This is a genomic window from Nocardioides sp. Z35_8, from assembly GCF_059621125.1.
Map to the genome: position 1 here is coordinate 1,559,195 of NZ_JCAQIE010000001.1, position 25,867 is coordinate 1,585,061.

The window sequence follows — 25,867 nt, forward strand, 5'->3', positions numbered from 1 at the left end:
CGCACACCGCGACCGCACCACAGACGAAAGGTTTGCCATCATGGCGAAGCTCAGCACCGACGAGCTCCTTGACGCCTTCAAGGAGATGACCCTGATCGAGCTCTCCGAGTTCGTGAAGCAGTTCGAGGACACCTTCGGCGTGACCGCCGCCGCCCCCGTCGCCGTGGCCCCCGCCCCGGCCGCCGGTGGCGCTGCCGGTGGCGACGCCGCCGCCGAGGAGAAGACCGACTTCGAGGTCGTCCTCGAGGCCGCCGGCGACAAGAAGATCAACGTCATCAAGGAGGTGCGCGCCCTGACCTCCCTCGGTCTGAAGGAGGCCAAGGACCTCGTCGAGGCCGCCCCCAAGACGATCCTCGAGAACGTCGACAAGGCCGCCGCGGACAAGGCCAAGGAGGCCCTCGAGGCCGCCGGCGCCACCGTCACCGTCAAGTGACGATCCGCGTCTGACACCTCGCTGCTCCGCAGCAACCGTCGAAGGGCGGTCACCCCGGGTCCGGGGTGGCCGCCCTTCGTCATCCCCCGCAGGCGTCCTCCTCCACGACCAGGTCCACGACCGGTCCGCCTCGCCGCTCCCGGTCCCATCCGAACGGACCGGATCGGCGCGTTCTGCTTGACCACGGGCCCTCCGGCGTTCATAGTCATGGCCAACGCGTGGCATGACCCGATGGGAAATCGTCCCCGCGTTTGTGGCATGCCCACAGTTGCGCTATCGTGTGTTGTTGCGCCTGCCCTCAGATGCCCGACGCCTTCCGGACGGCCGTCGTGGTGGTCGGCAAGCGCCGATCACTTGCTCATCTGTGAGGACACCTCTTGGCCGCGCGCAGCTCTGCTGGTAACCACCGTCGCACCTCTTTCGCAAAGATCACCGAACCTCTCGAGGTTCCCCCCCTCATCTCGCTCCAGACGAGCAGCTTCGACTGGCTGGTCGGCGGCGAGCGCTGGGAGGCGGAGGTGGCCGCCCGTCGGGCTGCCGGTGAGGACGTCTCCGAGAAGACCGGTCTGCAGGAGATCTTCGAGGAGATCTCCCCGATCGAGGACTTCTCCGAGACGATGATGCTCTCCTTCGACAATCCCGTCTTCCTCGACGAGAAGTACACCGAGGAGGAGTGCAAGGAGAAGGACTTCACCTACTCCCGCCCGCTCTACGTCTCGGCCGAGTTCATGAACCACGAGACCGGCGAGATCAAGGGCCAGACGGTCTTCATGGGCGACTTCCCCATGATGACCCGCAAGGGCACCTTCATCATCAACGGCACCGAGCGCGTCGTGGTCTCGCAGCTGGTCCGCTCGCCGGGCGTCTACTTCGAGTCCAGCCCCGACAAGACGTCCGACAAGGACATCTTCACCGCCAAGCTCATCCCGAGCCGCGGTGCCTGGCTGGAGTTCGAGATCGACAAGCGCGACCTGGTCGGCGTCCGCCTCGACCGCAAGCGCAAGCAGAACGTCACCGTGCTGCTCAAGGCCCTCGGCTGGACCACCGAGCAGATCCGCGAGGAGTTCGGCCAGTACGAGTCGATGATGCTGACGCTCGAGAAGGACAGCGTCCGCTACGAGACCGTCTACGACGAGCTGCAGAAGAAGGCGCGGGGCGAGGCCCCCACCGCCGAGCAGGTCAACGACGAGGTCACCCGCCTCGCGCTGCTCGACATCTACCGCAAGCTCCGCCCGGGCGAGCCGCCGACGGCCGAGGCCGCGCAGACGCTGCTCAACAACTACTACTTCAACCCCAAGCGCTACGACCTGGCGAAGGTCGGGCGCTACAAGATCAACAAGAAGCTCGGCCTCCAGGAGGCGTTCGACCAGCAGACGCTGACCATCGACGACGTCGTGGCCGCCATCCGCTACGTCGTGCAGCTGCACGACGCGGGTGTCCAGGCCGAGGCGCCCGACCTGCTCGACGCCGCCGGCAACGTCGTCGAGGGCCCCGACGGTGCCCCCGTCAAGGTCCAGGCCGACGACATCGACCACTTCGGCAACCGCCGCATGCGCACCGTGGGCGAGCTCATCCAGAACCAGCTCCGCACGGGCCTGGCCCGCATGGAGCGCGTGGTCCGCGAGCGGATGACGACCCAGGACGTCGAGGCCATCACGCCGCAGTCCCTGATCAACATCCGTCCCGTGGTCGCTGCGCTGAAGGAGTTCTTCGGCACCTCGCAGCTCTCGCAGTTCATGGACCAGACCAACCCGATCGCCGGCCTGACGCACAAGCGTCGCCTCTCGGCCCTCGGTCCCGGTGGTCTGTCCCGTGACCGCGCCGGCATGGAGGTCCGTGACGTCCACCCGTCGCACTACGGCCGCATGTGCCCGATCGAGACCCCGGAAGGCCCCAACATCGGCCTGATCGGGTCACTGGCCTCCTACGGCCGGATCAACCCGTTCGGCTTCGTCGAGACCCCCTACCGCCGCGTGGTGAAGGGTGTCGTCACCGACGAGATCGACTACCTGACGGCCGACGACGAGGACCGCTACGTCATCGCCCAGGCCAACGCCCCCCTCGACGCGAAGATGAAGTTCGTCGAGGAGCGCGTGCTGGTCCGCCAGAAGAACGGCGAGGTCGACGCCATCCTGGCCGAGGAGGTCGACTACATGGACGTCTCGCCGCGCCAGATGGTGTCGGTCGCGACGGCCCTGATCCCCTTCCTCGAGCACGACGACGCCAACCGCGCGCTCATGGGCGCCAACATGCAGCGCCAGGCCGTGCCGCTGATCACCAGCGACAGCCCGCTGGTCGGCACCGGCATGGAGTACCGCGCCGCCGTCGACGCCGGTGACGTGGTCGTCGCCGACAACGCCGGTGTGGTCAAGGAGGTGTCCGCCGACGCCATCGAGACGATGAACGACGACGGCACCTACCAGACCTACCGTCTGGCCAAGTTCCGTCGCTCCAACCAGGGCACCTGCATCAACCAGCGTCCGCTGGTCAAGGCCGGTGACCGCCTCGAGGTCGGCACGCCGATCGCCGACGGTCCCTGCACCGACGACGCCGAGATGGCGCTGGGCACCAACCTGCTCGTCGCCTTCATGCCGTGGCAGGGCCACAACTACGAGGACGCGATCATCCTCAGCCAGCGCCTGGTGCAGGAGGACGTCCTCACCTCGATCCACATCGAGGAGCACGAGGTCGACGCCCGCGACACCAAGCTCGGGCCCGAGGAGATCACGCGCGACATCCCCAACGTCTCCGAGGAGGGCCTGGCCGACCTCGACGAGCGGGGCATCATCCGCATCGGCGCCGAGGTCACCACCGGTGACATCCTGGTCGGCAAGGTCACGCCCAAGGGCGAGACCGAGCTCACCCCCGAGGAGCGCCTGCTCCGCGCGATCTTCGGCGAGAAGGCGCGCGAGGTGCGCGACACCTCGATGAAGGTGCCCCACGGCGAGTCCGGCACGGTCATCGGCGTGCGCGTCTTCGACCGCGAGGACGGCGACGACCTGCCTCCGGGCGTCAACCAGCTGGTGCGCGTCTACGTCGCGCAGAAGCGCAAGATCTCGGTCGGCGACAAGCTCGCCGGGCGCCACGGCAACAAGGGCGTCATCGCCAAGATCCTGCCGATCGAGGACATGCCGTTCATGGAGGACGGCACGCCGGTCGACGTCGTGCTCAACCCGCTGGGTGTGCCGCGACGCATGAACATCGGCCAGATCCTCGAGCTGCACCTGGGCTGGCTGGCCAAGCAGGGCTGGGACCTCAACCTCTCCGGCGAGAAGGGTGAGTCCGACTGGAAGAAGCGCCTCATCTCGATCGGCGCCGACCAGGCCGCGCCCAACACCAAGGTCGCGACCCCGGTGTTCGACGGTGCCCGTGAGGACGAGATCACCGGTCTGCTCGGCTCCACGCTCCCCAACCGCGACGGTGAGCGGATGGTCAAGGAGGACGGCAAGGCCAACCTCTTCGACGGTCGCTCGGGTGAGCCGTTCCCGGCGCCGGTGGCGGTCGGCTACATGTACATCCTCAAGCTGCACCACCTCGTCGACGACAAGATCCACGCTCGCTCGACCGGCCCCTACTCGATGATCACGCAGCAGCCCCTGGGCGGTAAGGCCCAGTTCGGCGGCCAGCGGTTCGGCGAGATGGAGGTCTGGGCGATGGAGGCCTACGGCGCCGCCTACGCCCTGCAGGAGCTGCTGACGATCAAGTCCGACGACGTGCCGGGCCGCGTGAAGGTCTACGAGGCCATCGTGAAGGGCGAGAACATCCCCGACTCCGGCATCCCCGAGTCGTTCAAGGTGCTCGTCAAGGAGATGCAGTCGCTCTGCCTCAACGTGGAGGTGCTGTCGCAGGACGGCTCCACCATCGAGATGAAGGACGCCGAGGAAGACGTCTTCCGGGCTGCCGAGGAGCTCGGCATCGACCTGTCCCGCCGCGAGCCCAGCTCCGTCGAAGAAGTCTGAGTCACCGGTGCGCCGGCCCCGGCCGGCGCACCGCCCTCAGTCCCACGCTCCACTTTCCACGTACTAACGAAGGACTGCAGCCATCGTGCTCGACGTTAACTTCTTCGACCAGCTTCAGATCGGCCTGGCCACCGCGGACGACATCCGCACGTGGAGCCACGGTGAGGTCAAGAAGCCGGAGACCATCAACTACCGCACGCTCAAGCCCGAGCGTGACGGCCTCTTCTGCGAGAAGATCTTCGGTCCCACCCGGGACTGGGAGTGCTACTGCGGCAAGTACAAGCGCGTGCGCTTCAAGGGCATCATCTGCGAGCGCTGCGGCGTCGAGGTGACCCGTTCCAAGGTGCGCCGCGAGCGGATGGGCCACATCGAGCTCGCCGCTCCCGTGACCCACATCTGGTACTTCAAGGGCGTCCCCTCGCGCCTGGGCTACCTGCTCGACCTGGCGCCGAAGGACCTCGAGAAGGTCATCTACTTCGCCGCCTACATGATCACCTCGGTCGACGAGGACGCGCGTCACCGCGACATGGACTCCCTCGAGAACAAGGTGGGCCTGGAGCGCGAGCGCCTCGAGAAGCGTCGCGACGCCTCCGTGGAGGACCGCGCCAAGAAGCTCGAGGAGGACCTCGCCACCCTCGAGGCCGAGGGTGCCAAGGCCGACGCCAAGCGCAAGGTGCGCGACGGTGCCGACCGCGAGATGAACCAGCTCCGCGACCGCGCCAACCGTGAGATCGCGCGCCTCGAGGAGGTCTGGGACACCTTCAAGAGCCTCAAGGTCCAGGACCTGCTCGGCGACGAGCTGCTCTACCGCGAGATGAAGACCTGGTTCGGCAAGTACTTCGAGGGCCACATGGGCGCCACGGCGATCCAGAAGCGCCTCCAGGACTTCGACATCGAGGCCGAGGTGGAGTCGCTGCGCGACACCATCGCCAACGGCAAGGGCCAGCGCAAGGTCCGCGCCCTCAAGCGGCTCAAGGTCGTCGACGCCTTCCGCAAGACCGGCAACCAGCCCATCGGGATGGTGCTCGACGCCGTACCGGTGATCCCGCCGGACCTGCGCCCGATGGTCCAGCTCGACGGTGGCCGCTTCGCCACCTCCGACCTCAACGACCTCTACCGCCGCGTCATCAACCGCAACAACCGCCTCAAGCGGCTGCTCGACCTCGGTGCCCCCGAGATCATCGTCAACAACGAGAAGCGGATGCTGCAGGAGGCCGTCGACAGCCTCTTCGACAACGGTCGTCGCGGTCGTCCGGTCACCGGACCGGGCAACCGGCCGCTGAAGTCGCTGTCCGACATGCTCAAGGGCAAGCAGGGTCGCTTCCGCCAGAACCTGCTCGGCAAGCGCGTCGACTACTCCGGTCGTTCGGTCATCGTCTCGGGCCCGCAGCTCAAGCTCCACCAGTGCGGCCTGCCCAAGCAGATGGCGCTCGAGCTCTTCAAGCCGTTCGTGATGAAGCGCCTCGTCGACCTCTCGCACGCGCAGAACATCAAGTCGGCCAAGCGCATGGTCGAGCGCGCCCGCCCGGTCGTGTGGGACGTCCTCGAAGAGGTCATCACCGAGCACCCCGTGCTGCTCAACCGTGCGCCCACCCTGCACCGCCTCGGCATCCAGGCCTTCGAGCCGCAGCTGATCGAGGGCAAGGCCATCCAGATCCACCCGCTCGTGTGCGGCGCGTTCAACGCCGACTTCGACGGTGACCAGATGGCCGTGCACCTCCCGCTGTCCGCGGAGGCGCAGGCCGAGGCCCGCATCCTGATGCTCTCGACCAACAACATCCTCAAGCCCTCGGACGGCCGTCCGGTGACCATGCCCTCGCAGGACATGATCATCGGCCTGTTCTGGCTGACCACGGACCGCGAGGGCGAGCCCGGCGAGGGTCGCGTCTTCTCGTCGCCGGCCGAGGCGATCATGGCCTTCGACCGCCGTGAGATCTCGCTGCAGAGCAAGATCAGCATCCGCCTCACCGACGTGGTGCCCCCGCTCGACCTCGAGGTCGGCTCGGACTGGGAGGAGCGCACCGCGCTCCGGCTCGAGACCACCCTGGGCCGGGTCTACTTCAACGACACCCTCCCGGCGGACTACCCCTTCGTCAACGAGGAGGTCGGCAAGAAGCGCCTCGGCTCGATCGTCAACGACCTCGCCGAGCGCTACACCAAGGTGCAGGTCGCGGCCTCGCTCGACGCCCTCAAGGACGCCGGCTTCCACTGGGCCACGCGCTCGGGTGTGACCGTCTCGATCGACGACGTCACCACTCCCGACAACAAGGCCGAGATCCTGGGCCGCTACGAGGCGCAGGCCGAGAAGGTCCAGAAGAACTACGAGCGCGGTGTGATGACCGACGACGAGCGTCGTCAGGAGCTCATCGAGCTGTGGACCCAGGCTGCGGCCGAGGTCGGTCGCGCGATGGAGGCCAACTTCGACCGCGCCAACCCGATCTACATGATGGTCGACTCGGGTGCCTCCGGAAACATGAACCAGATCCGGCAGGTCGCGGCCATGCGTGGACTGGTGGCCAACCCGAAGGGCGAGATCATCCCGCGCCCGATCAAGGCCAACTTCCGCGAGGGCCTGACGGTGCTCGAGTACTTCATCGCCACCCACGGTGCCCGCAAGGGCCTCGCCGACACCGCGCTCCGCACCGCCGACTCGGGCTACCTGACCCGTCGTCTGGTGGACGTCTCGCAGGACGTCATCATCCGTGAGGACGACTGCGGCACCGAGCGCGGCCTGCCCAAGCGGATCGACGACGAGCACGTGGAGACCTCGGCCTACGCCCGGTCCGCGGCCGTCGAGATCACCCACCCGGAGACGGGCGAGGTGCTCGCCGCCGCCGGTGAGGACCTCGGCGACGTCAAGATCGGCGAGCTCGTGGCCGCCGGCATCACCGAGGTCAAGGTCCGCTCCGTGCTGACCTGCGACGCCCGCACCGGCACCTGTGCCAAGTGCTACGGCCGCTCGCTGGCCACCGGCAAGCTCGTCGACATCGGCGAGGCGGTCGGCATCATCGCCGCCCAGTCGATCGGTGAGCCCGGCACGCAGCTGACGATGCGTACCTTCCACACCGGTGGTGTGGCCTCGGCCGACGACATCACGCAGGGTCTGCCCCGTGTGGTCGAGCTCTTCGAGGCCCGCTCGCCCAAGGGTCGTACGCCGATCGCGGAGTCCGCGGGACGCGTGAAGATCGAGGAGACCGACAAGGCCCGCGTCGTCGTGGTCACCCCCGACGACGGCTCCGAGGTCCAGGAGATCCCGGTGTCGAAGCGCTCGCGCCTCAACGTCGAGGACGGCGACCACATCGACGTGGGTCACCACATCACCTCCGGTACGCCCGACCCGCAGGACGTCCTGCGCATCCTGGGTGTCCGCAAGGCCCAGGAGCACCTGGTCGACGAGGTCCAGGAGGTCTACCGCTCGCAGGGCGTGGCGATCCACGACAAGCACATCGAGATCATCGTGCGGCAGATGCTGCGGCGCGTGACGGTCATCGAGTCCGGTGACACCAACCTGCTCCCGTCCGACCTGGTCGACCGGGTTCGGTTCGAGGAGGAGAACCGGCGCGTGGTCTCCGAGGGCGGCAAGCCGGCCTCGGGTCGTCCGGTGCTCATGGGCATCACCAAGGCCTCGCTCGCGACCGAGTCGTGGCTCTCGGCGGCCTCCTTCCAGGAGACCACCCGGGTGCTCACCGACGCCGCGATCAACGGCCGCTCCGACAGCCTGCGAGGGCTGAAGGAGAACGTGATCATCGGCAAGCTCATCCCGGCCGGCACCGGCCTCGAGCGCTACCGCAACATCCGGGTGGAGCCGACCGAGGAGGCCCGCGCCGCGGCCTACTCGGTCACCGGCTACGACTCCTACGACTACGACTTCGGTCCGTCGTCGCAGGCCGTCGCACTCGACGACTTCGACTTCGGTTCCTACCAGAACTGAGGGGGTCGACGCAGGCCCCGGCTCCTCACGGAGCCGGGGCCTGCGCCCATTTCTGCCCCGCTCGGTGCGCCTGAGAGAATCCCGTCGTGACACCCCCCTCCTCCCGCCCCACCTCGGCCGACGTGCTCGTCGTCGGCGCCGGCCCCGCCGGGTCCGCCGCCGCTGCGTGGGCCGCCCGTGCCGGGCTCGACGTCGTGCTGGCCGACGCCGCCACCTTCCCCCGCGACAAGACCTGCGGTGACGGACTGACTCCTCGTGCCATCGGGGAGATGCAGCGGCTCGGGCTCGAGGACTGGCTGCGCGCCCACACCGTCAACCAGGGCCTGCGCGCCCACGGCTTCGGCCAGACGCTGCTGCTGCCGTGGCCGGGCGGCTCGCTGCCCGACTGGGGCTCTGCGGTCGCGCGCACCGAGCTCGACGACCACCTGCGCACCGTCGCGATCAAGAGCGGCGCCCGCGCCGTCGACGGCGCCCGCGCGGTCGGCGTACGCCGCGAGGGCGACCGGGTCGCTGCCGTGGAGCTCCGCGACGCCGAGGGCACCTACGAGGTCGCCTGCCAGTGGCTCGTGGTCGCCGACGGCGTCCGCTCGCCGCTCGGCAAGCTGCTGGGCCGCGAGTGGCACCGCGACACCGTCTACGCCGTCGCCGGCCGCGCCTACGTCGACTCCGAGCTCTCCGACGACCCGTGGATCAGCTCCCACCTCGAGCTGCGCGACGAGGAGGGCGCGCTGGTCTCGGGCTACGGGTGGATCTTCCCGCTGGGCGACGGCACGGTGAACCTCGGCGCCGGCACCCTGGCGACGAGCAGGCGTCCCGCCGAGGTGGCCATCAAGCCGCTGATGCAGACCTACGCCGACACGATCGGCGCCGACTTCGGGCTCTCGGGCGAGCTCCGGATGCCGACGTCGGCGCTGCTGCCGATGGGCGGCGCGGTCAGCAACGTCGCCGGGCCCAACTGGGCGCTGATCGGTGACGCCGCGGCGTGCGTCAACCCGCTCAACGGCGAGGGCATCGACTACGGCATGGAGACGGGCCGTCTCGTCGCCGAGCACCTCGCCAGCGGCACCGGGCTCGGTGAGGCCTGGCGATCGACCCTCGTCGAGCACTACGGCGAGGCGTTCTCGATCGCCCGCCGCCTCGCCGGGATCGCGACCCAGCCGAAGGTCGTCTCCACCCTCGGCCCGGCCGGGATGCGCTCGGACTGGCTGATGACGCTCGCGCTGCGCTGGATGGGCAACCTCGTCGACGACGCCGACCGCGACCGCGCGGCCCGGGTCTGGCGCTGGGCCGGTCGTCGCTCGATGGCGCGCGACGCGCGACCGCCGTTCGCGTGAGCCGCGAGCGCACCTACCGGGCCGCCGTCGCGCTCGGGAGGGTGGGGATGCGCGCCCTGCGGATGCAGGTGACCGGGTTCGGGGCGGAGCACGTGCCCCGCCGCGGGCCGGTGCTGCTGGCTGCCACCCACGTGTCCTACCCCGACTTCGTGTTCGTCCAGGAGGGGGTCCACTCGTCGGGGCGCCACGTCCGGTTCATGACCCGCCACGACGTGTGGCAGGTGCCGGGGGTGGGGCGGGCGATGAGCGCCATGCGGCACATCCCCGTCGACCGCGCCGCGCCTGCCGGGGCGTACCTCACGGCGCGCAGGCTGCTCCGCGAGGGCGAGGCGGTCTGCGCGTTCCCCGAGGCGGGGATCAGCTACTCCTACACGGTCCGCTCGCTGATGCGGGGGGTGGCCAGCCTGGCCCGGGAGACCGGCGTGCCCGTGGTGCCGGTCGCGCTGTGGGGCGCGCAGCGCGTCTACTCCGTGGGGGTGCCGGACGAGCGCGGCCGCGAGCCGCGTCCCGACCTCACCCGCGGCCGCCGCATCGACGTGTCCTTCGGTCCGCCGTTGACGATCGGCCCCGACGAGGACCTCACCGAGTGGACCTGCCGGCTGGGGGAGGTGCTCACCGAGCAGCTCGAGGAGCTGCAGCGGCTGCCCCACCACCGTCCGCGCCCGGGCGAGCACGCGCCGTGGTACCCCGCCCACCTCGGCGGTCACGCCCCGACGCGGGACGAGGCGGCCCACCTCGACATCGTGCCGCGCGCGGCGATCAGGCCGACGTGGGGGCCGACTCACGAGACCGGCGACGCGACCCCAGCCAGCCGAGCGGGTTGGTGAACGGCTCGAGCACCCGCCGCACGGGCGGCAGGGCGAGCAGGAGCGCGAGCCCCACCGCGCCGATCACCGTCACGACGAGCCCGGTCACCGGGTAGGAGTCGGTGACCTCCGGCCAGCCGAGGGCCTTGACGGTCTTGATGACGAAGCCGTGGAACAGGTAGACCACCATGGTCGCGGTGCCCATCGTGGTGAGCCAGCCGAGGTTGCGACGCGGCACCAGCGCCATCGCCGAGAAGGCGCCGACCAGGCCGACCACCATCACGGTGAGCCGGGTCTGGAACACGATCTCGTTGTCGATCGGGATCTCCGCGTAGCCGGTGTCGTACCAGAGCAGCGCCGTCTCGGCCCAGGAGTCGGTGTAGAGGGCCATCACGCCGATCCCGACCAGCATCGGGACGGCGGCCACCCGCACCCAGACGTCGTCGAGGTGCGCGAGGTGGCGCGGCTTGAGGTGCAGGCCGAGCACGAAGAACGGCAGCAGGCCCAGGAAGCGGGGGATCATCAACGAGTCGTCGTTCCAGAGCCCGCCCAGCAGGCTGACGATCACCGACAGCGGCAGGAACAACCAGTGCCGCTTGAGGATCGGGGTGCACAGCCGCCACATCAGCAGCACGATGAGGTACCACATCGTCCAGTGGGGGATGAGCCACAGCGGCCCCTCGACGCCCTCGTCGGCGACCTCGCGGCGGTAGTAGAACAGCGCCGGCTCGAACAGGAGGTAGGGGATGAGGAGGGTGTGGACGAGGCTCTTCAACCTGCGCCGGTCCCACTCGAACGACTTCGAGAGGTAGCCGCTGATGAACACGAAGGCCGGGATGTGCCACAGGTAGATGAAGTCGTAGACCCAGTGGCTGCCCGCGCTCGCCTCGACGAGTCCGATCGAGTGCCCGACGACGACGAGCGTGACCAGCACCATCTTCACGTTGTCGAGCCACGGATCGCGAGACGGGTGGGACACGGCGCACACCGTACTTCACTAGGTTGGGGGCCATGGGAGCTCTGCCGAGGCGTCAGCGGGTGGCGGCCTACGCCGTCATCCTCCGCGTGCGCGGTGGGCGGGTCGAGATCCTGCTCAGCCGCCTGGCGCCACGGGTGTCGCGCTCCGAGCTGTGGACGCTGCCCGGCGGCGGCGTCGACCACGGGGAGGACCCCCGGGACGCCCTGATCCGCGAGGTGGAGGAGGAGACCGGGCTCGCCGCGACGGTCGGCGACCGGGCCCGGGTCTACAGCGCCCACATGCCCCGCTCCCCCCGGGACGGCGCGCTCGTCGACGCCCACGCCATCCGGCTGGTCTATGAGGGCTGGGTGCCCCCGGACTCGCCCGTGCCGCGGGTCGTGGAGGTGGACGGGTCCACTGTCGAGGCGGCCTGGAAGCCGCTCGACGACGTCACCTCGGGCGCCGTCCCGGTGTCGTCGGTGGTGGCCGAGGCCCTCGTCGACCACCAGCCGTTCCGCATGCAGCGGGTCGCGGCGTACGCACTCGTCACCCGGCGCCGCGACGGCGACGACCAGGTGCTCCTGACCCACCTCTCCCGCACCGCCGCGCACCCCGGGAAGTGGACGCTGCCGGGCGGCGGCGTCGACCACGGCGAGCACCCGGCGGTCGCGCTGGCCCGTGAGGTCGAGGAGGAGTGCGGGCTCGCGTGCGAGGTCGGTGCGCTGCTGGGGGTGCACGACACCCACTTCTCGGGCACCGCGCCGTCGGGGCGGATCGAGGACTTCCACGGCGTGCACCTGCTCTACCGCGCTACCGTCGCCGACGGTGACCCGCGGGTCGTCGAGGTCGACGGCACCACCGACGCCGTGGCGTGGGTGCCCACGGCCGCCATCAGGTCCGGCGAGGTCGAGGTGCTGGACGTCGTCAACCATGCGTTGGGAGCCGAGAGTGACTGAGAGCGTCTTCACCTACGCCGCGCCCGGGCTGAAGTTCGGCCGCGGAGCCAGCGACGAGCTGGGCTGGGACGTCCAGCAGCTGTGCCGCGACGTTCCGGGCGACGGGACCCGCCGGGTCCTGCTCGTCACCGACCGCGGGGTCGCCGCCACCGGACACCCCGACCGGATCGCCGACGGCATGCGCTCGCGCGGGCTCGAGGTCGTGGTCTACGCCGACGCGCGCGTCGAGCCCACCGACGCCTCCCTCGAGGCGGCCGTCGCCGCGGCCCTGGCGTCGGGTCCGTTCCACGCGGTGGTCGCGGTGGGCGGCGGCTCGTCGATCGACACCGCCAAGGCCGTCGACCTGATGCTGACCAACCCGGGTGACCTCCTCGACTACGTCAACGCGCCGGTCGGCGGCGGCCGCGCCCCCGAGCGCCGGCTCCTCCCGCTCGTCGCCGTGCCCACGACCACCGGCACCGGCGCGGAGTCGACCACCATCTGCGTGCTCGACGTGCTCGCCCTCAAGGTCAAGACCGGGATCTCCCACGCCCGCCTGCGGCCCACCCTCGCCATCGTCGACCCCGACCTGACGATGACCCAGCCCGCGATGGTCACCGCCTCGGCGGGCATGGACATCCTGTGCCACGCGCTGGAGAGCTGGACGGCCCGGTGGTTCGCCGACTTCGAGGCCAAGCGGCCCGAGCAGCGCGTCCCCTACTGCGGCGCCAACCCCATCGCCGACATGTGGGCCGAGAAGTCGCTGTCGCTCCTCGCCGGCTCGTTCCGCACCGCCGTCCGCGACGGCACCGACCGGGAGGCGCGCGAGCAGATGGCGCTCGCCGCCACGTTCGCCGGCCTCGGCTTCGGCAACGCGGGCGTGCACGTGCCGCACGCGTGCGCCTACCCGATCGCCGGTCGGGTCCGCGACTACCGCCCCGAGGGCTACCCGGCCGACGAGCCGATCGTGCCCCACGGCATGGCGGTGGTGATGACGGCGCCGGCCGCCTTCGCCCTCCTGCACGACGCCGCCCCGGAGCGGCACCGTCGGGCGGCCGAGCTGCTCGGGGGCGAGGGCGAGCCCCTGCCCGACGTGCTGCGGGCGCTGATGCGCGACGTCGGGCTCCCGAGTGGTCTCGCCGAGCTCGGCTACGGCGCCGCCGACGTCGACGACCTGGTCGAGGGAGCGCTCAAGCAGCAGCGCCTGCTGGCCACCGCCCCGATCGAGGTGACCTCCGACGACCTGGCCACCGTGTTCCGCGACTCCCTCGAGCACTGGTGACCGCCGGCCCGCCCGGGGGCGAGTCGGCGCATCCTGACGGTCACAGACCCCCGAGTCGGCGCATCCTGACGCAGGCGAGGGTCGAGTCGGCTCATCCTGACGGTCAGGACGCGCCGCCTCGACGGTGTTTGGGGGTCAGGACACGCCGCCTCTACGGCGTTTGGGGGTCAGGCGGCGGCGAATGAGCGGCTGACCCCTCCGTCACTAGGATGAGGGCATGAACCCCCGCCACCGCCGACTCGTGATCCCGGTGGCACTGGGGGCGCTGATCCTCATCGTCGTCCTCGCCTCGATCCTGTGAGCGACGAGCTCGCCACCGTCCGCGCGGCGATCCTGGACGCCGACGGGCTGGTCCGGGCGCTGGCGAGCGGACGCCGCAAGGGTCGTCCGGCTCCGGTCGTGGGCGGTCGAGAGGTGCGTCGGGTCGAGGTGCGTGCGGTCGACCTCAAGGCGGGCCGCCACCTCCAGGTGACGTCCTACGACGACACCCAGGCGCACGCCACCAACCACCGTGTGGGCGAGGCGGCCGAGGCGGCGGTGGACGCGCTGCTGGCGGAGCCGTTCGCCCACTGGCACGTCGACACCGCCACCGCGACCCACCAGCTGCGAGTCACCAAGAAGGGCGTGCCGCTGCTCCACACCGCGAGCCGGTCCGAGGCGGTGGCGCCCTCACGTGACCACGACCGCCCCAAGGACCGACTGCTCCCCGAGGACCACCCGGTGCTGGTCGCGCTGGGGATCAGCGACTCGCAGGGCCGCATCAAGCCGACCCGGCAGGCGAAGTACCGCCAGGTCGAGGAGCTCGTCCGGCTGCTCGACGCCAGCCTCACCGAGGCCATCGCCCAGGGACACGTGCGCACCCCGACCCCGGACGACCCGCTCCGGGTGGTCGACCTCGGCTGCGGCAACGCCTACCTCACCTTCGCCGCGCACGCCTACCTCGCCGACCGGCTCCCGGTGCGGATGACCGGCGTCGACGTGAAGCAGCAGTCCGCCGACCACAACTCGCGGGTCGCCGCCGAGCTGGGCATCGAGGCCGACTTCGTCGTCGGGTCGATCGCCGAGGCCCGCCTGCCCCGGCCGCCCGACGTGGTGCTCGCCCTCCACGCCTGCGACACCGCCACCGACGACGCGCTCGCCCGGGCGGTGGAGTGGCAGGCGCCGCTGGTGCTCGCCGCCCCGTGCTGCCACCACGACATCGCCGCCCAGCTGAGGGCGACGGAGCCGCCGGCGCCCTACGCCATGCTCACCCGTCACGGCATCCTCCGCGAGCGCTTCGCCGACACCCTCACCGACGCCCTGCGCGCCTCGCTGCTGCGCCGCGAGGGCTACCGCGTCGACGTGGTCGAGTTCGTCGAGAGCGCCCACACCCCGCGCAACACGTTGCTGCGCGCGGTCCGCACCGGAGCCGACGGCACCGAGGCCGCCCGCGAGTACGACGAGCTGCTGGCCGCGTGGGGCGTACGACCCCGCCTCGGCGACCTGCTGGACCCACGGCCCGTCGATGCATGACCTGCGTCGTCTCGCGATCGGGCTCGCGGTGGCGGCGCCCTTCCTGCTCGGCGCCGCGGCCGGCACCGACGACACCGACCGCTCCCGCGCCGCCTTCCGCTTCGCCGACCCCGAGGTCGTCGAGTCCAGCGGGCTGGTGGTCCTGCCCGCCGGCCGCGGCTCGCTCGCGGTCACCACCAACGACTCGGGCGACTCCGGACGCGTCTTCGCCGTCGATCCCGCGACCGGCGAGACCGTCGGCGTCACGTCGTGGGACCGCGACCCGACCGACGTCGAGGCCCTCGCGCCGGCCGGGCCCGGGCACGTCTGGGTCGCCGACATCGGCGACAACCGCCGCGCCCGCGACCACGTCGAGATCCTCCGGGTGCCGGTCGGGCCCGGGGACGTCGAGGCCGAGCCGGTGGCCCACCGCCTGGTCTACGCCGACGGCGCCCAGGACGCCGAGGCGCTGGTCCGGCACCCGCTGTCGGGCCGGCTGTTCGTGATCAGCAAGGGCGTGTTCTCCGGCACGGTCCACGCCGCGCCGCGCCGCCTGCGGGCCGACCGGTCCCACCGCCTCACGGCGGTCGCCGACGCCCCCGGGCTGGTCACCGACGCGGTGTTCCTGCCGGGCGGCGGCGGGGTGGTGGCGCGCACCTACACCCACGCGCACCTGATGGCCTACCCCTCGTGGCAGGTCGTCGCGTCATGGCCGCTGCCGGTCCAGGACCAGGGCGAGGGCATCTCGATCGACGGCCGCGAGCTGCTCCTCAGCACCGAGGGCGCGGGCTCGGAGGTGCTGGCGGTCGCGCTGCCGCGGGTCGCCGACGCCGTCGAGCTGCACGCCCCGGTGTGGACCGGCCTGCGGCTGCTCGCGACGGCGTACGCCCTGCCGCTCTAGCCCTCTGTGTCGGCCTCGGTGTCGGTGAGGGCGGCGTCGAGCGCGGCCTGGACGTGCAGCGTGGTGCAGGGGAAGACGGGGAGCTCGACGTCGGCCTGCGAGACCAGCAGCTCGAGCTCGGTGCAGCCCAGCAGCACGCCGCCCGCGCCGGCGTCCCACAGCTCCTCGATGATCGAGACCACCCGGCTGCGCGTGCGCGGCAGCACGACGCCGTGCACGAGCTCCTCGTAGATCGCGTCGTTGAGGAAGTCGTGGTGCGAGGCGTCGGGCACCACGACCGACAGGCCGTGGCTGGCGAGCCGGTCGACGAAGAACGTCTCGTCCATCGCGACCTTGGTGCCGATCAGGCCGACCTTGTCGATGCCCGCGGCGCGCACCGCCTCGGCGACGACGTCGGCGAGGTGCAGCACCGGGATGTCCACGGCCGCCTCCACCTGGTCGGCGACCTTGTGGAACGTCGTGGTGCACAGCAGCAGGAAGTCGGCGCCCGCGCGCTCGACGCCACGCGCGGCGTCGGCGAGGAGCGTGCCGACCTGGTCCCAGCGCTCGTCGTCCTCGAGGTCGGTGACCTCGGCGAAGTCGACGGTCGTGAGGGCGAGCCTGGGCGAGGACAACCCGCCCACCCGCTCCCTCATCCCGAGGTTGAGGTCGCGGTAGTAGACCGCGCTGCTCTCCCAGCTCATGCCGCCGACGAGTCCGATGGTCTTCACGCGCGGAAGTCTCCCATGCCTCAGGACCGGTGCACCTTGTGTGCCGCTGCTTGGGCGCGCGGCTTGATCACCAGCTCGTCGATGTCGACGTGGGACGGCCGGGTGGCCACCCAGGCGATGGCGTCGGCGACGTCCTCGGCGAGCAGCGGCTGGTCGACCCCGGCGTAGACCGCGTCGGCACGCTCGCGGTCGCCGCCGAAGCGCACCAGCGAGAACTCGTCGGTGCGGACCATGCCGGGGGCGACCTCGCTGATCCGGATCGGCTCGCCGTTGAGCTCGAGGCGCAGCGTCTCGGTGACCACCTTCACGCCGTGCTTGGCAGCGGTGTAGCCGCCGCCCCCCTCGTAGGCCCAGCGCCCGGCGGTCGAGCCGACGTTGACGATCACCGCGTCACCGCTGGCGCGCAGGGCCGGGAGCAGCGCCCTGGTCACCCGGACCAGGCCGAGCACGTTGACGTCGTACATCCACGCCCACGCGTCGACGTCGGCGCTGTCGACCCGGTCGGTGCCGAGCGCACCGCCGGCGTTGTTGACCAGCACGTGGCACGTCGGGACCGTCGCGGCGAGCGCGTCGACCGACGCCTGGTCGGTGACGTCGCAGGTGACAGCCCTGCCCCCGATCTCCGCGGCGAGCTCCTCGATGCGATCGGTGCGGCGCGCGGCGCAGACCACCTGGAAGCCCTGGGCGGCCAGGGCGCGCGCGGTGGCGGCGCCGATGCCGCTGGAGGCGCCGGTGACGACGGCGGTGCGGGGCTGGGTGCTGTTCTCGGTCATGGGCCCATCCTGCCAAGATGTGCCGGTGATCATCGCGGCGGCCGACGGTTCGGCACTCGGCAACCCCGGTCCGGCCGGATGGGCGTGGTACGTCGACGACGGCTGCTGGGCGTCCGGCGGCTGGCCGCACGGCACCAACAACATGGGCGAGCTGATGGCGGTGCTCGACCTGCTCCAGCAGACCGCGCACCTCGACGAGGAGCTGCGGGTCTACTGCGACAGCACCTACGTCATCAACGCGATCACCAAGTGGATGAAGGGCTGGAAGCGCAAGGGCTGGAAGAAGGGCGACGGCAAGCCCGTCATGAACGTCGAGCTGATGAAGGCCCTCGACGCCGCCATGGAGGGCCGCGACGTCGACTTCGTGTGGGTCAAGGGCCACGCCGGCCACGAGCTCAACGAGGCCGCCGACCAGCGGGCCAACGCCGCCGCGATGGCCTACCGCGACGGGCGGGTGCCCGACCCCGGTCCCGGCATGCCCGACAGCTCGACGGCGCACCCGGCCGCGGCCGTCGGGCAGGTCGAGCCCGAGCCCGACCTGTTCTCCGGCCTCGCCGCCGACGACCTCGACGCCGCGCCCTCCGACGAGGAGCACGTCGTGGCGATGGAACGCGCCCTGCTCGGCGACGAGGTGCGCTCCGACCGGGCCGCGGTCGCGGCGCTGCTCCACCCCGACTGGCAGGAGATCGGCTCCTCCGGCCGGCTGTGGGACCGCGCCGAGATGCTGGCCGAGATCGGCCCGCTCGCCTCGCCCGTGAGCCTCGACGTCCTCACCGTCTCGCGGGTCGCCCCCGACGCGATCCTCCTCGTCTGGCGGGCGTCCGGCGACGACGGCAGGCGGCTGCGCAGCTCGCTGTGGCTGCGCACCGGCGGCACCTGGCAGCAGCGCTTCCACCAGGGCACGCCGGAGGCCTGAGCGGGCGCTCGGTCACCACCGAACCACCCGTGTCGTTACGACGGCACGGCCCGCATGGGCCATCCGGTCGCTACGCGTCTCGAAGAACCGCTCAAGACTCCCTCAAGGGACCACGGGACCACCCGGGTTCGGATGGGATGTCCCGGTGCGATTCCTCTCCTCCAGCGTCCGCCGCGGGCTCCTCGCCGCCACGCTGATGTCCCCGGTGCTCGTCACCCTCGGCCTGGCGGCCCCGGCCGCTGCCGCCCCGACCACGTTCAGCAGCTCCGGCGCGATCTCGATCCCCAGCTCTGGAGTGGCCAGCCCTTACCCGTCGACCGTGACCGTCGGCGGCATGGCGAGCAGGGTGAAGACCGTCGAGCTGACCCTGACCCGGTTCACCCACCAGATCTCCTACGACGCGCACGTGATGCTCGTCAGCCCGTCTGGCCGCAACCTGACGGTCATGTCCGACATCTACTCACTCGATGGCGAACGCACCTTCACCTTCGCCGACGGCGCCCCCACCCTCACCGACGGCTCGCCGTCCGGACGCTACGCCCCGACCGACGCGAACGAGGCCAACAGGTTCCCCGCGCCTGCTCCCGCCCGGACCGGGGTGACGACCTTTGCCGGTGCGTTCGGTGGGACCGACCCCAACGGCACCTGGCAGCTGTTCGTCTATGACGACATCGGCGGTGGCGCAGGCAGCATCGGCTCGTGGAGCCTGACGATCGACGCAGGCATCCCGCAGGTGCTGACCTTCAGCACGACCGCGCCTGCCCCGGCCCGCGTGGGGGAGACCTACACCCCGGTGGCGACGTCCGACGCCGCATTCCCGGTCACCTACGCCGTCGACCCGGCCACCACCAACGAGGCGTGCCGACTCGCCGACGACGACCAGACGCTGTTCTTCCAGCACAGCGGCACCTGCGTCCTCGCCGCGACCGCCCCCGGCGACGCCGACCACGACCCCGGTCGCGCCACCCAGACCATCGCCGTACGCGCCGCGAGGTCCGACCTGGCCGCGCTGGCCATCAGCCCGCAGGGCGCCTCCACCACCGCCGGTGACCCCGTGCCCTACAGCGTGGAGGGGACCGACTCCCACGGTCTCCCCGTCCCCGACCAGCAGGCGACCATCTCCTACACCCCGGCCGGCGGCGGCGCCTCCACCATCTGCGCCGACGCCGCCTGCGTCCCGACGCAGGCCGGCACCTACACGGTGACCGCCTCGGCGCCCGGTGCCGAGGGCCCGGTCACCGCGAGCACCACCCTGACCGTCCTCGCCGACGACGTCGCGGCCCTGCAGATCAGCCCCGAGGGCGCGACGACCACCGCCGGCACGCCGCTGCAGCTCACCGTCGGCGGCACCGACCGGTTTGGCAACGCCATGCCCGACCAGACGGCAGCGAGCGACGTCGTCGCGACGCCCGTCGGTGGTGGCGCGCCCGTCGCGTGCGCGGCAGGCCGGTGCGACCTGACCGTCGCCGGCGTCTACTCGGTCAGCGCCGCCCAGACCGGCGCCGACGCGCCGGCCGGCGACGCGACCACCCTCACCGTGGCCCCCGCCGCACTCGACCGCGTCGAGCTGGCGGGCGACGACACGACCGCCGCGGGCACCCCGGTCGTCTTCACCGTCACGGGCTACGACGTCTTCGACAACGTGCGCAGCGACGGCACGCCGACCGTGACGGCCGCCCGTGGCAGCGCGACCACCACCTGCCCCCAGGGCGTCTGCTCGCCCACGACGGCCGGCACCTGGACCGTCGAGGGCGCGATCGGCGGCGAGACCGACACGGCCTCGCTCGAGGTCACCCCCGGCCCGTTGGCCTCCCTCGTCGTCACCCCCGACGTCACCACCGTGACCCCGGGCACGGACGTCGCCTACACCGCCACGGGCGCCGACACCCACGGGAACGCCCTCGGCGACCGTACGGCCCTGAGCACCTTCACCATCCAGCGCGGCTCTGCGGCGGCGGTGGCCTGCGCCGCGGCGGTCTGCACCCCGTCCGCCACGGGCAACCACCGCGTCACCGCCACCATCGGGTCGGTCTCCGCCACAGCCGCCCTCGTCTCGGCGCTGCCGTCGGTGACGGTCGAGCTCGGGGTCCTGTCGGACGTGACCTACGGTGACGGCGTCCCGCTGTCGGCCACCGTCGCCAGCCCCGACGGGACGCCGACCGGCACCGTGCAGTTCAGCCTCGACGGTGAGCCCGTCGGCGCACCGGTCCCGGTCGACGGCGACGGCACCGCCTCGGCCCCCGCCCTGGCGGGCGTCCGGGCCGGCGTGCACCGGATCGGCGCCACCTTCGCAGCCGTCCCGGTCGGCGCGTACGACGGTGCCGCCGCGGTGCAGGAGGTGGTCGTGGCCAAGGCCCCGACGACGACGACCCTCGAGGTCGGCGCGATCCTGACGGCGACCGTGGCGTCGGCCGCGGGCACGCCCGACGGCTCGGTGACCTTCGCGGTGGACGGCGCCGAGCGCGCCACCGTCGCGCTGAGCGGCGGCACGGCCATGTGGGCCGGTGACCACACCGGCGGCCCGGACTCCGTCGTCACTGCGACCTTCTCCGGCAACGCCGACCTCCTCGCGTCGGCCGCGTCCACCGCGCGCCGGGACCCGAAGGTCGTCGCGACGGTCGGGGGCGGCGCCCGCAACGGCTGGCACGCGGCGCCGGTCACCGTCACCTTCACCTGCACGCCGGGCTCCGGCGCCGTGACGTGCCCGGCTCCGGTCACGCTCGGCGCCGACGGTGCCGGCCAGACGGTCTCGCGCACCGTCGTCGCCGCCGACGGCGGCGTCGCCGTGGTGACCAGCGCGCCGGTGTCGATCGACCGCACCGCGCCGAGCGCCCGCGTGACCGGGGTCCGCGCCGGCCGGGTCTACAACGGCACCGTCCCGGAGGCGGCGTGCGCCGCCGCCGACGCGCTGTCCGGCCTGGCGGGCTGCACGGTCGCCACCAGCGGGCGCCTCGGTGACGCGTCGGTCACGGTCACGGCCACCGACCTGGCCGGCAACACCACGACGACCACCATCGCCTACGTCGTGCGCGACCTGTGGGTGACGCGCAGCACCCAGGTCAAGGGTGCCTGGCCGGTGCCGATCGGCAGCCGGCGGACGATCCAGCTGGTCAGCAGCGGCATGCCGACCGTCACGGGGGGCAAGGGCCTCGTCGTGCAGACCTTCCGCTTCGCCGGTCGCGCGGACGGCGTGGGCCACTGGACCACGCGCGTCCGGGTGCCGCCGGGCGTCCGGCCGGGCCGGGTCGCGACCCTGCGGATCACGCACGGCGACGGAACCCGCGAGCGGGTGAGGATCCGCGCGGTCCGCGGGCGCTGACCGGCGCTCCGCACCACACCGCACCACACCCCACCGGCCCACCGGGTCGCCGTGACCGACGGCAGCCCGGTGGGCCGTGGCACACTCGTCCGGTGCCTCCCGCCAAGATCTCCGCCTCGCTCGCCCTCCTGGGCGGCACGCTCTGGGTCGTGCGCGCGGTGCTCGGTGGCGGCGACGACCCGTTCCTGGGCACCCTCCACTTCGTCGGCCTGGCCTGCCTGCTCATCGCCTCGGCGATCTTCGGCACCACGCTGGTCAGGAGCGACGCCGTGGCCATGCGCGCCGTCGTCGGCCTCGCCTCGGGCCTGCTCACGCTGTCGCTCATCGAGGCGTTCCGCCCGGCCGGCACGCCGTGGTACGACGGGTTCTGGGGGATCGTGGCCGCCCTGATCGGCGCGATCGCCCTCGTGCGCGGTCGCGGTCGCAGCACCGGGCGCTCCACGCGCGGCGCCCACGCCGGCTGACCCCCGACCGACCCCGACCGACGCCCGAACGACGCTCGGCCGACGCTCGGCCGACGCAGACAGGCGCCCGCGGGAATCCCTCGGCGCCCGCCGCGGTTGTGCCGGAGGTGCCCTGACCGGGGCGCGCGAGCAGGGACGTCCCTCGAGGAGGCAACGTGGGCGAGCGGGTGGCGATGATCAGCCTGCACACCTCACCGCTGGACCAGCCCGGCACGGGCGACGCCGGGGGGATGAACGTCTACGTGATCGAGCTGTCGCGCCGCCTGGCCGCGCAGGGGATCGCCGTCGACGTCTTCACCCGCGCCACGTCCTCGACGCTGCCGCAGGTCGTCGAGGCGGCCGACGGGGTGCTGGTGCGCCACGTCGCCGCGGGACCGTTCGAGGGGCTCACCAAGGCCGAGCTGCCCGGCCAGCTGTGCACGTTCGCCCGCGAGGTGCTCCGCACCGAGGCGATGCAGCCGCCGGGCCACTACGACGCGGTCCACTCCCACTACTGGCTCTCCGGGCAGGTCGGCGCGCTCGCGCGCGACCGCTGGAACGTCCCGCTCGTGCACTCGATGCACACCATGGCGAAGGTCAAGAACGAGGCGCTCGCCGACGGTGACACCCCCGAGCCGCTCTCCCGCGTCATCGGCGAGGAACAGGTCGTCGCGGCCGCCGACCTGCTCGTCGCCAACACCGACACCGAGGCCCGCCAGCTCGTCGACCTCTACGGGGCGAGCCCCGACTCCGTCGAGGTGATCCATCCCGGCGTGGACCTGACGGTGTTCGCTCCGCAGGGGCGCGAGCCGGCCCGCCGCGAGCTCGACCTGCCGCTGGACGCCGTCGTGCTGCTGTTCGCCGGCCGGATCCAGCCGCTCAAGGCGCCCGACGTGCTGCTGCGGGCGGTCGGCGTGCTGCTCGATCAGGACCCGTCGCTGCGGCACCGGCTCGTCGTGCCCGTCGTGGGCGGGCCGTCCGGCTCCGGGCTCGAGCACCCGACCGCCCTCGCCGACCTGGCCGCCGACCTCGGGATCAGCGACGTGGTGCGGTTCGTCCCGCCGGTGAGCCAGCGCGAGCTCGCGATGTGGACCTCCGCGGCCACCGCGGTCGCCGTGCCGTCCTACAACGAGTCGTTCGGGCTGGTCGCCGTCGAGGCGCAGGCCACCGGCACGCCGGTCGTGGCGGCCTCGGTCGGCGGCCTCACCACGGTGGTGCGCGACGGGGTGAGCGGCCTGCTCGTCGACACCCACGAGCCCCGCGACTGGGCGGCCACCCTGCGCCGGCTGATCGACGACCCCGCGCTGGCCGAGCGCCTCGGGCGCGGCGCCGTGGCCCACGCGCAGGACTTCTCGTGGGAGCGCACCGCGGCGCGGACCCTGGCGGCCTATGAGCGTGCGGCCGGCCGCATGCGTGCTGAGATGGCCTCGTGAGCACCGCCGACGCCCAGCCCGACAACCGACCAGACACCCAACCCGACGCGCGGCCCGACACCCCGGCCGACGCGGCCGCCGCCGTCGTGCGCGCCTACCTCGCCGCCAACGGGATCGAGCACACCGAGACGACCCGCGAGGGCATCGCCGGCGCCCGCTTCTCCTTGACGCTGCCGGGGGAGAAGAAGCTCCAGACCCCGGTCCGGCTCGACGTCGGCGCCCACGCGCTGGGCGTGCACGCCTTCGTGTGCCGCAACCCCGACGAGAACCACCCTCGCGTCCACCGCTGGCTCCTCGAGCGCAACCTGCGGATGTACGCCGTCTCGTTCGCCGTCGACCGCCACGGTGACATCTACCTCGAGGCGCGCCTGCCCCTGGCGTCGGTCGAGCCCGACGAGCTCGACCGCATCCTGGGCTCGGTGCTCGCCAACGCCGACGAGTCCTTCAACGCGATCCTCGAGCTCGGCTTCGCCTCCTCCATCCGCAAGGAGTGGGAGTGGCGCCTCTCGCGGGGCGAGTCGACGCGCAACCTCGAGGCCTTCCGCGGCTGGCTCGAGGCCGGCTCCGACTAGGGCGTCGGCCGCGGCTTGCGCCGCGTCATCAGCACGCCCGTGATGGCCAGCGCGCCACCGACGAAGGTCAGGGCCGGCGGCACCTCGTCGATGGTCAGCCAGGCGATCAGCGTCGCGATCCCGGGGACCAGGAACGTGGTGAGCGACAGCGCCCCGGCGTCGGTGTGGGTCAGCGCGTAGGCCCAGGTGGTGAACGCGACGGCGGTCGGGAAGACGCCCAGGTAGACGATCCACCACAGCTCGGCGCCTCCGCCGGCGACGATCGACGGCAGGTCGCCGGAGAACGGCAGGCAGATCAGTGCCCCCGTCAGGAACGAGACGAACACGACCTGCACCGGCGGCAGGCGGCGCAGCAGCACCTTCTGGGTGAGCACGCCGACGGCGTACATCACCGCGGCGACCAGGACGAGGCCCACGCCGAGGAGGCTGGCGTCGGTGTCGCCCGACGAGCCCTTCGCGATGACGGCCACGCCGGCGAACCCGACGACCATCCCGCCGAGCAGCCAGGCGTGCAGCCGCTCGCCGAAGAGCGGCACCGCGAGCAGCGCGACGATCACCGGGCCGATCTGGATGATCATCGCGGCGGTGCCGGCGTCGACGTGGCGCTCGCCGGCGTTGAGCGCGAGGTTGTAGACGCCGAACCACCCGACGCCCCCCGCGGCCAGCAGCGCCCACTCGCGCCGGGTGGGACGCACCCAGCCGCGGCGCAGCACCAGTGGGAGCACCACGAGGGCGGCCACGAGGAGACGGCCCGACCCGAGGGCGCCGGGGCTGATGTCGTGGGCGACGTGGCGGATCACCACGAACGCCGAGGCCCACATCACGAGGGTGACCGCACCGGCGGCGACGGGCAGCCAGGGCGCCGGGGCGAGGGGCGCGGTCGGCTGGCTCGAGGCGGTGCTGGTGGTCGTCACGAGTCAAGGCTAGGTACGGTCATGACGTCCCACCAGCGCATTTCGGACGTCGCACGCCGACATCCCGCCGCATCACAGGTCGAGCTTGTAGCCCAGGCCGCGGACGGTGACGAGGTACTTCGGCTCGCCCGGGTCGGGCTCGAGCTTGGCGCGCAGCCGCTTGACGTGCACGTCGAGGGTCTTGGTGTCGCCGACGTAGTCGGAGCCCCAGACGCGGTCGATCAGCTGTCCGCGGGTGAGCACCCGACCGGGGTTGCGCAGGAACATCTCCAGCAGCTCGAACTCCTTGAGCGGCAGTCGCTGCTCGGTGCCGTCGACCGTCACGACGTGCCTCTCGACGTCCATCCGGACCGGCCCCGCCTCGAGGGTGTCGGGCATGAGCTCGGGCTCGTGGCCCCGGCGCAGCACGGCCCGGATGCGGGCCACCAGCTCGCGGGGGGAGTAGGGCTTGGTGACGTAGTCGTCGGCGCCGAGCTCGAGGCCCACGACCTTGTCGACCTCGTCGTCCTTGGCGCTCACCATGATCACCGGCACCGACGACGACTGGCGGATCTGGCGGCAGACCTCCGTGCCGGGGAGGCCGGGCAGCATCAGGTCGAGCAGCACGATGTCGGGACCGAAGCGGTCGAACTCGGTCAGCGCGGCCCGGCCGTCGGCGGCGATCGCCACCTCGTAGCCCTCCTTGCGGAGCATGTAGGCCAGCGCGTCGCTGTAGCTCTCCTCGTCCTCGACGACCAGGACGCGGGTCATGCGGCGG

Annotated in this window: 19 protein-coding genes; 14 read left to right on the forward strand and 5 right to left on the reverse strand. The window is 71.9% G+C overall.

Translation table 11 applies throughout. From position 1 onward, the window contains the following. The first annotated feature begins 40 nt into the window (after positions 1-40). From rplL to AC54T2_RS07545, 5 genes are all read left to right on the forward strand, one after another. Positions 41-433: a 50S ribosomal protein L7/L12 gene (rplL, locus tag AC54T2_RS07525; protein WP_186340218.1), complete on the forward strand. Its 393-nt coding sequence runs from the start codon at positions 41-43 to the stop codon at positions 431-433. Between the two features lie 377 nt (positions 434-810). Continuing rightward, a complete protein-coding gene (gene rpoB / locus AC54T2_RS07530) occupies positions 811-4,392 on the forward strand; it encodes a DNA-directed RNA polymerase subunit beta (RefSeq protein ID WP_186340219.1) in 3,582 nt (1,193 codons plus the stop codon). 85 nt (positions 4,393-4,477) lie between these two features. Then, positions 4,478-8,323: a DNA-directed RNA polymerase subunit beta' gene (locus tag AC54T2_RS07535; protein WP_186340220.1), complete on the forward strand. Its 3,846-nt coding sequence runs from the start codon at positions 4,478-4,480 to the stop codon at positions 8,321-8,323. An 86-nt stretch (positions 8,324-8,409) separates the two neighbouring features. Beyond that, positions 8,410-9,657 (forward strand): geranylgeranyl reductase family protein, encoded by a 1,248-nt coding sequence (locus AC54T2_RS07540; RefSeq protein ID WP_186340221.1) that lies wholly within the window; start codon positions 8,410-8,412, stop codon positions 9,655-9,657. Beyond that, positions 9,654-10,484, forward strand: coding sequence for a lysophospholipid acyltransferase family protein (locus tag AC54T2_RS07545; RefSeq protein WP_186340222.1), 831 nt, complete (start codon positions 9,654-9,656; stop codon positions 10,482-10,484). Before AC54T2_RS07540 ends, AC54T2_RS07545 begins: the two co-directional genes overlap by 4 nt. Here the strand turns inward: AC54T2_RS07545 and AC54T2_RS07550 are convergent. Next, positions 10,417-11,442, reverse strand: coding sequence for an acyltransferase family protein (locus tag AC54T2_RS07550; protein ID WP_496665884.1), 1,026 nt, complete (start codon positions 11,440-11,442; stop codon positions 10,417-10,419). The genes AC54T2_RS07545 and AC54T2_RS07550 overlap by 68 nt on opposite strands. A 32-nt stretch (positions 11,443-11,474) precedes the next feature. Between AC54T2_RS07550 and AC54T2_RS07555 the strand changes: the two genes are divergently transcribed. The 4 genes from AC54T2_RS07555 to AC54T2_RS07570 all read left to right on the forward strand — a co-directional run bounded on the left by AC54T2_RS07555 (position 11,475) and on the right by AC54T2_RS07570 (position 16,030). Continuing rightward, the gene (locus tag AC54T2_RS07555; protein ID WP_186340224.1) at positions 11,475-12,377 is read left to right on the forward strand and encodes an NUDIX domain-containing protein; all 903 of its coding nucleotides are present in this window, start codon (positions 11,475-11,477) and stop codon (positions 12,375-12,377) included. Continuing rightward, a complete protein-coding gene (locus tag AC54T2_RS07560; RefSeq protein ID WP_241005313.1) occupies positions 12,370-13,638 on the forward strand; it encodes a hydroxyacid-oxoacid transhydrogenase in 1,269 nt (422 codons plus the stop codon). The genes AC54T2_RS07555 and AC54T2_RS07560 overlap by 8 nt, the downstream gene beginning before the upstream one ends. 297 nt (positions 13,639-13,935) lie before the next feature. Continuing rightward, positions 13,936-15,150: a class I SAM-dependent methyltransferase gene (locus tag AC54T2_RS07565; RefSeq protein ID WP_186340226.1), complete on the forward strand. Its 1,215-nt coding sequence runs from the start codon at positions 13,936-13,938 to the stop codon at positions 15,148-15,150. After that, complete coding sequence (locus AC54T2_RS07570) at positions 15,143-16,030, forward strand: hypothetical protein (protein ID WP_496665885.1); 888 nt, start codon at positions 15,143-15,145, stop codon at positions 16,028-16,030. The genes AC54T2_RS07565 and AC54T2_RS07570 overlap by 8 nt, the downstream gene beginning before the upstream one ends. On the opposite strand, the gene AC54T2_RS07575 is transcribed toward AC54T2_RS07570, so the two are convergent. After that, a complete protein-coding gene (locus AC54T2_RS07575; protein ID WP_186340228.1) occupies positions 16,027-16,740 on the reverse strand; it encodes an aspartate/glutamate racemase family protein in 714 nt (237 codons plus the stop codon). The two genes, AC54T2_RS07570 and AC54T2_RS07575, sit on opposite strands and share 4 nt — an antisense overlap. Before the next feature lie 20 nt (positions 16,741-16,760). Continuing rightward, on the reverse strand, positions 16,761-17,513 hold the full coding sequence (locus tag AC54T2_RS07580) for an SDR family NAD(P)-dependent oxidoreductase (protein ID WP_186340229.1): 753 nt from the start codon (positions 17,511-17,513) through the stop codon (positions 16,761-16,763). A 25-nt stretch (positions 17,514-17,538) separates the two neighbouring features. Between AC54T2_RS07580 and AC54T2_RS07585 the strand changes: the two genes are divergently transcribed. The 5 genes from AC54T2_RS07585 (at position 17,539) to AC54T2_RS07605 (ending at position 24,196) form a co-directional block, all read left to right on the forward strand. Continuing rightward, complete coding sequence (locus tag AC54T2_RS07585) at positions 17,539-18,429, forward strand: RNase H family protein (protein WP_206054500.1); 891 nt, start codon at positions 17,539-17,541, stop codon at positions 18,427-18,429. A gap of 145 nt (positions 18,430-18,574) precedes the next feature. Then, positions 18,575-21,748, forward strand: a complete 3,174-nt coding sequence (locus AC54T2_RS07590) for an Ig-like domain repeat protein (RefSeq protein WP_496665886.1) — start codon at positions 18,575-18,577, stop codon at positions 21,746-21,748. A 92-nt stretch (positions 21,749-21,840) separates the two neighbouring features. Beyond that, positions 21,841-22,212: a hypothetical protein gene (locus AC54T2_RS07595; protein WP_186340231.1), complete on the forward strand. Its 372-nt coding sequence runs from the start codon at positions 21,841-21,843 to the stop codon at positions 22,210-22,212. Positions 22,213-22,367: 155 nt separating this feature from the next. Then, positions 22,368-23,624 (forward strand): D-inositol-3-phosphate glycosyltransferase, encoded by a 1,257-nt coding sequence (gene mshA, locus AC54T2_RS07600; RefSeq protein ID WP_489975749.1) that lies wholly within the window; start codon positions 22,368-22,370, stop codon positions 23,622-23,624. After that, the gene (locus AC54T2_RS07605) at positions 23,621-24,196 is read left to right on the forward strand and encodes a type III secretion system chaperone family protein (RefSeq protein WP_496665887.1); all 576 of its coding nucleotides are present in this window, start codon (positions 23,621-23,623) and stop codon (positions 24,194-24,196) included. The genes mshA and AC54T2_RS07605 overlap by 4 nt, the downstream gene beginning before the upstream one ends. Here AC54T2_RS07605 and AC54T2_RS07610 read toward each other — a convergent pair. Together AC54T2_RS07610 and AC54T2_RS07615 are read right to left on the reverse strand one after the other, a co-directional pair. Next, on the reverse strand, positions 24,193-25,110 hold the full coding sequence (locus tag AC54T2_RS07610; RefSeq protein ID WP_241005315.1) for a DMT family transporter: 918 nt from the start codon (positions 25,108-25,110) through the stop codon (positions 24,193-24,195). The two genes, AC54T2_RS07605 and AC54T2_RS07610, sit on opposite strands and share 4 nt — an antisense overlap. A 72-nt stretch (positions 25,111-25,182) precedes the next feature. Further along, the gene (locus AC54T2_RS07615) at positions 25,183-25,860 is read right to left on the reverse strand and encodes a response regulator (protein WP_186340232.1); all 678 of its coding nucleotides are present in this window, start codon (positions 25,858-25,860) and stop codon (positions 25,183-25,185) included. Positions 25,861-25,867: the final 7 nt, after the last annotated feature.

Bases quoted from the DNA above. Each gene is read 5' to 3' on its own strand.
- AC54T2_RS07570 (WP_496665885.1), top strand. From the start codon at position 15,143: ATGCATGACCTGCGTCGTCTCGCGATCGGGCTCGCGGTGGCGGCGCCC.
- AC54T2_RS07555 (WP_186340224.1), top strand. From the start codon at position 11,475: ATGGGAGCTCTGCCGAGGCGTCAGCGGGTGGCGGCCTACGCCGTCATC.
- AC54T2_RS07580 (WP_186340229.1), bottom strand. From the start codon at position 17,513: ATGACCGAGAACAGCACCCAGCCCCGCACCGCCGTCGTCACCGGCGCC.
- rplL (WP_186340218.1), top strand. From the start codon at position 41: ATGGCGAAGCTCAGCACCGACGAGCTCCTTGACGCCTTCAAGGAGATG.
- AC54T2_RS07615 (WP_186340232.1), bottom strand. From the start codon at position 25,860: ATGACCCGCGTCCTGGTCGTCGAGGACGAGGAGAGCTACAGCGACGCG.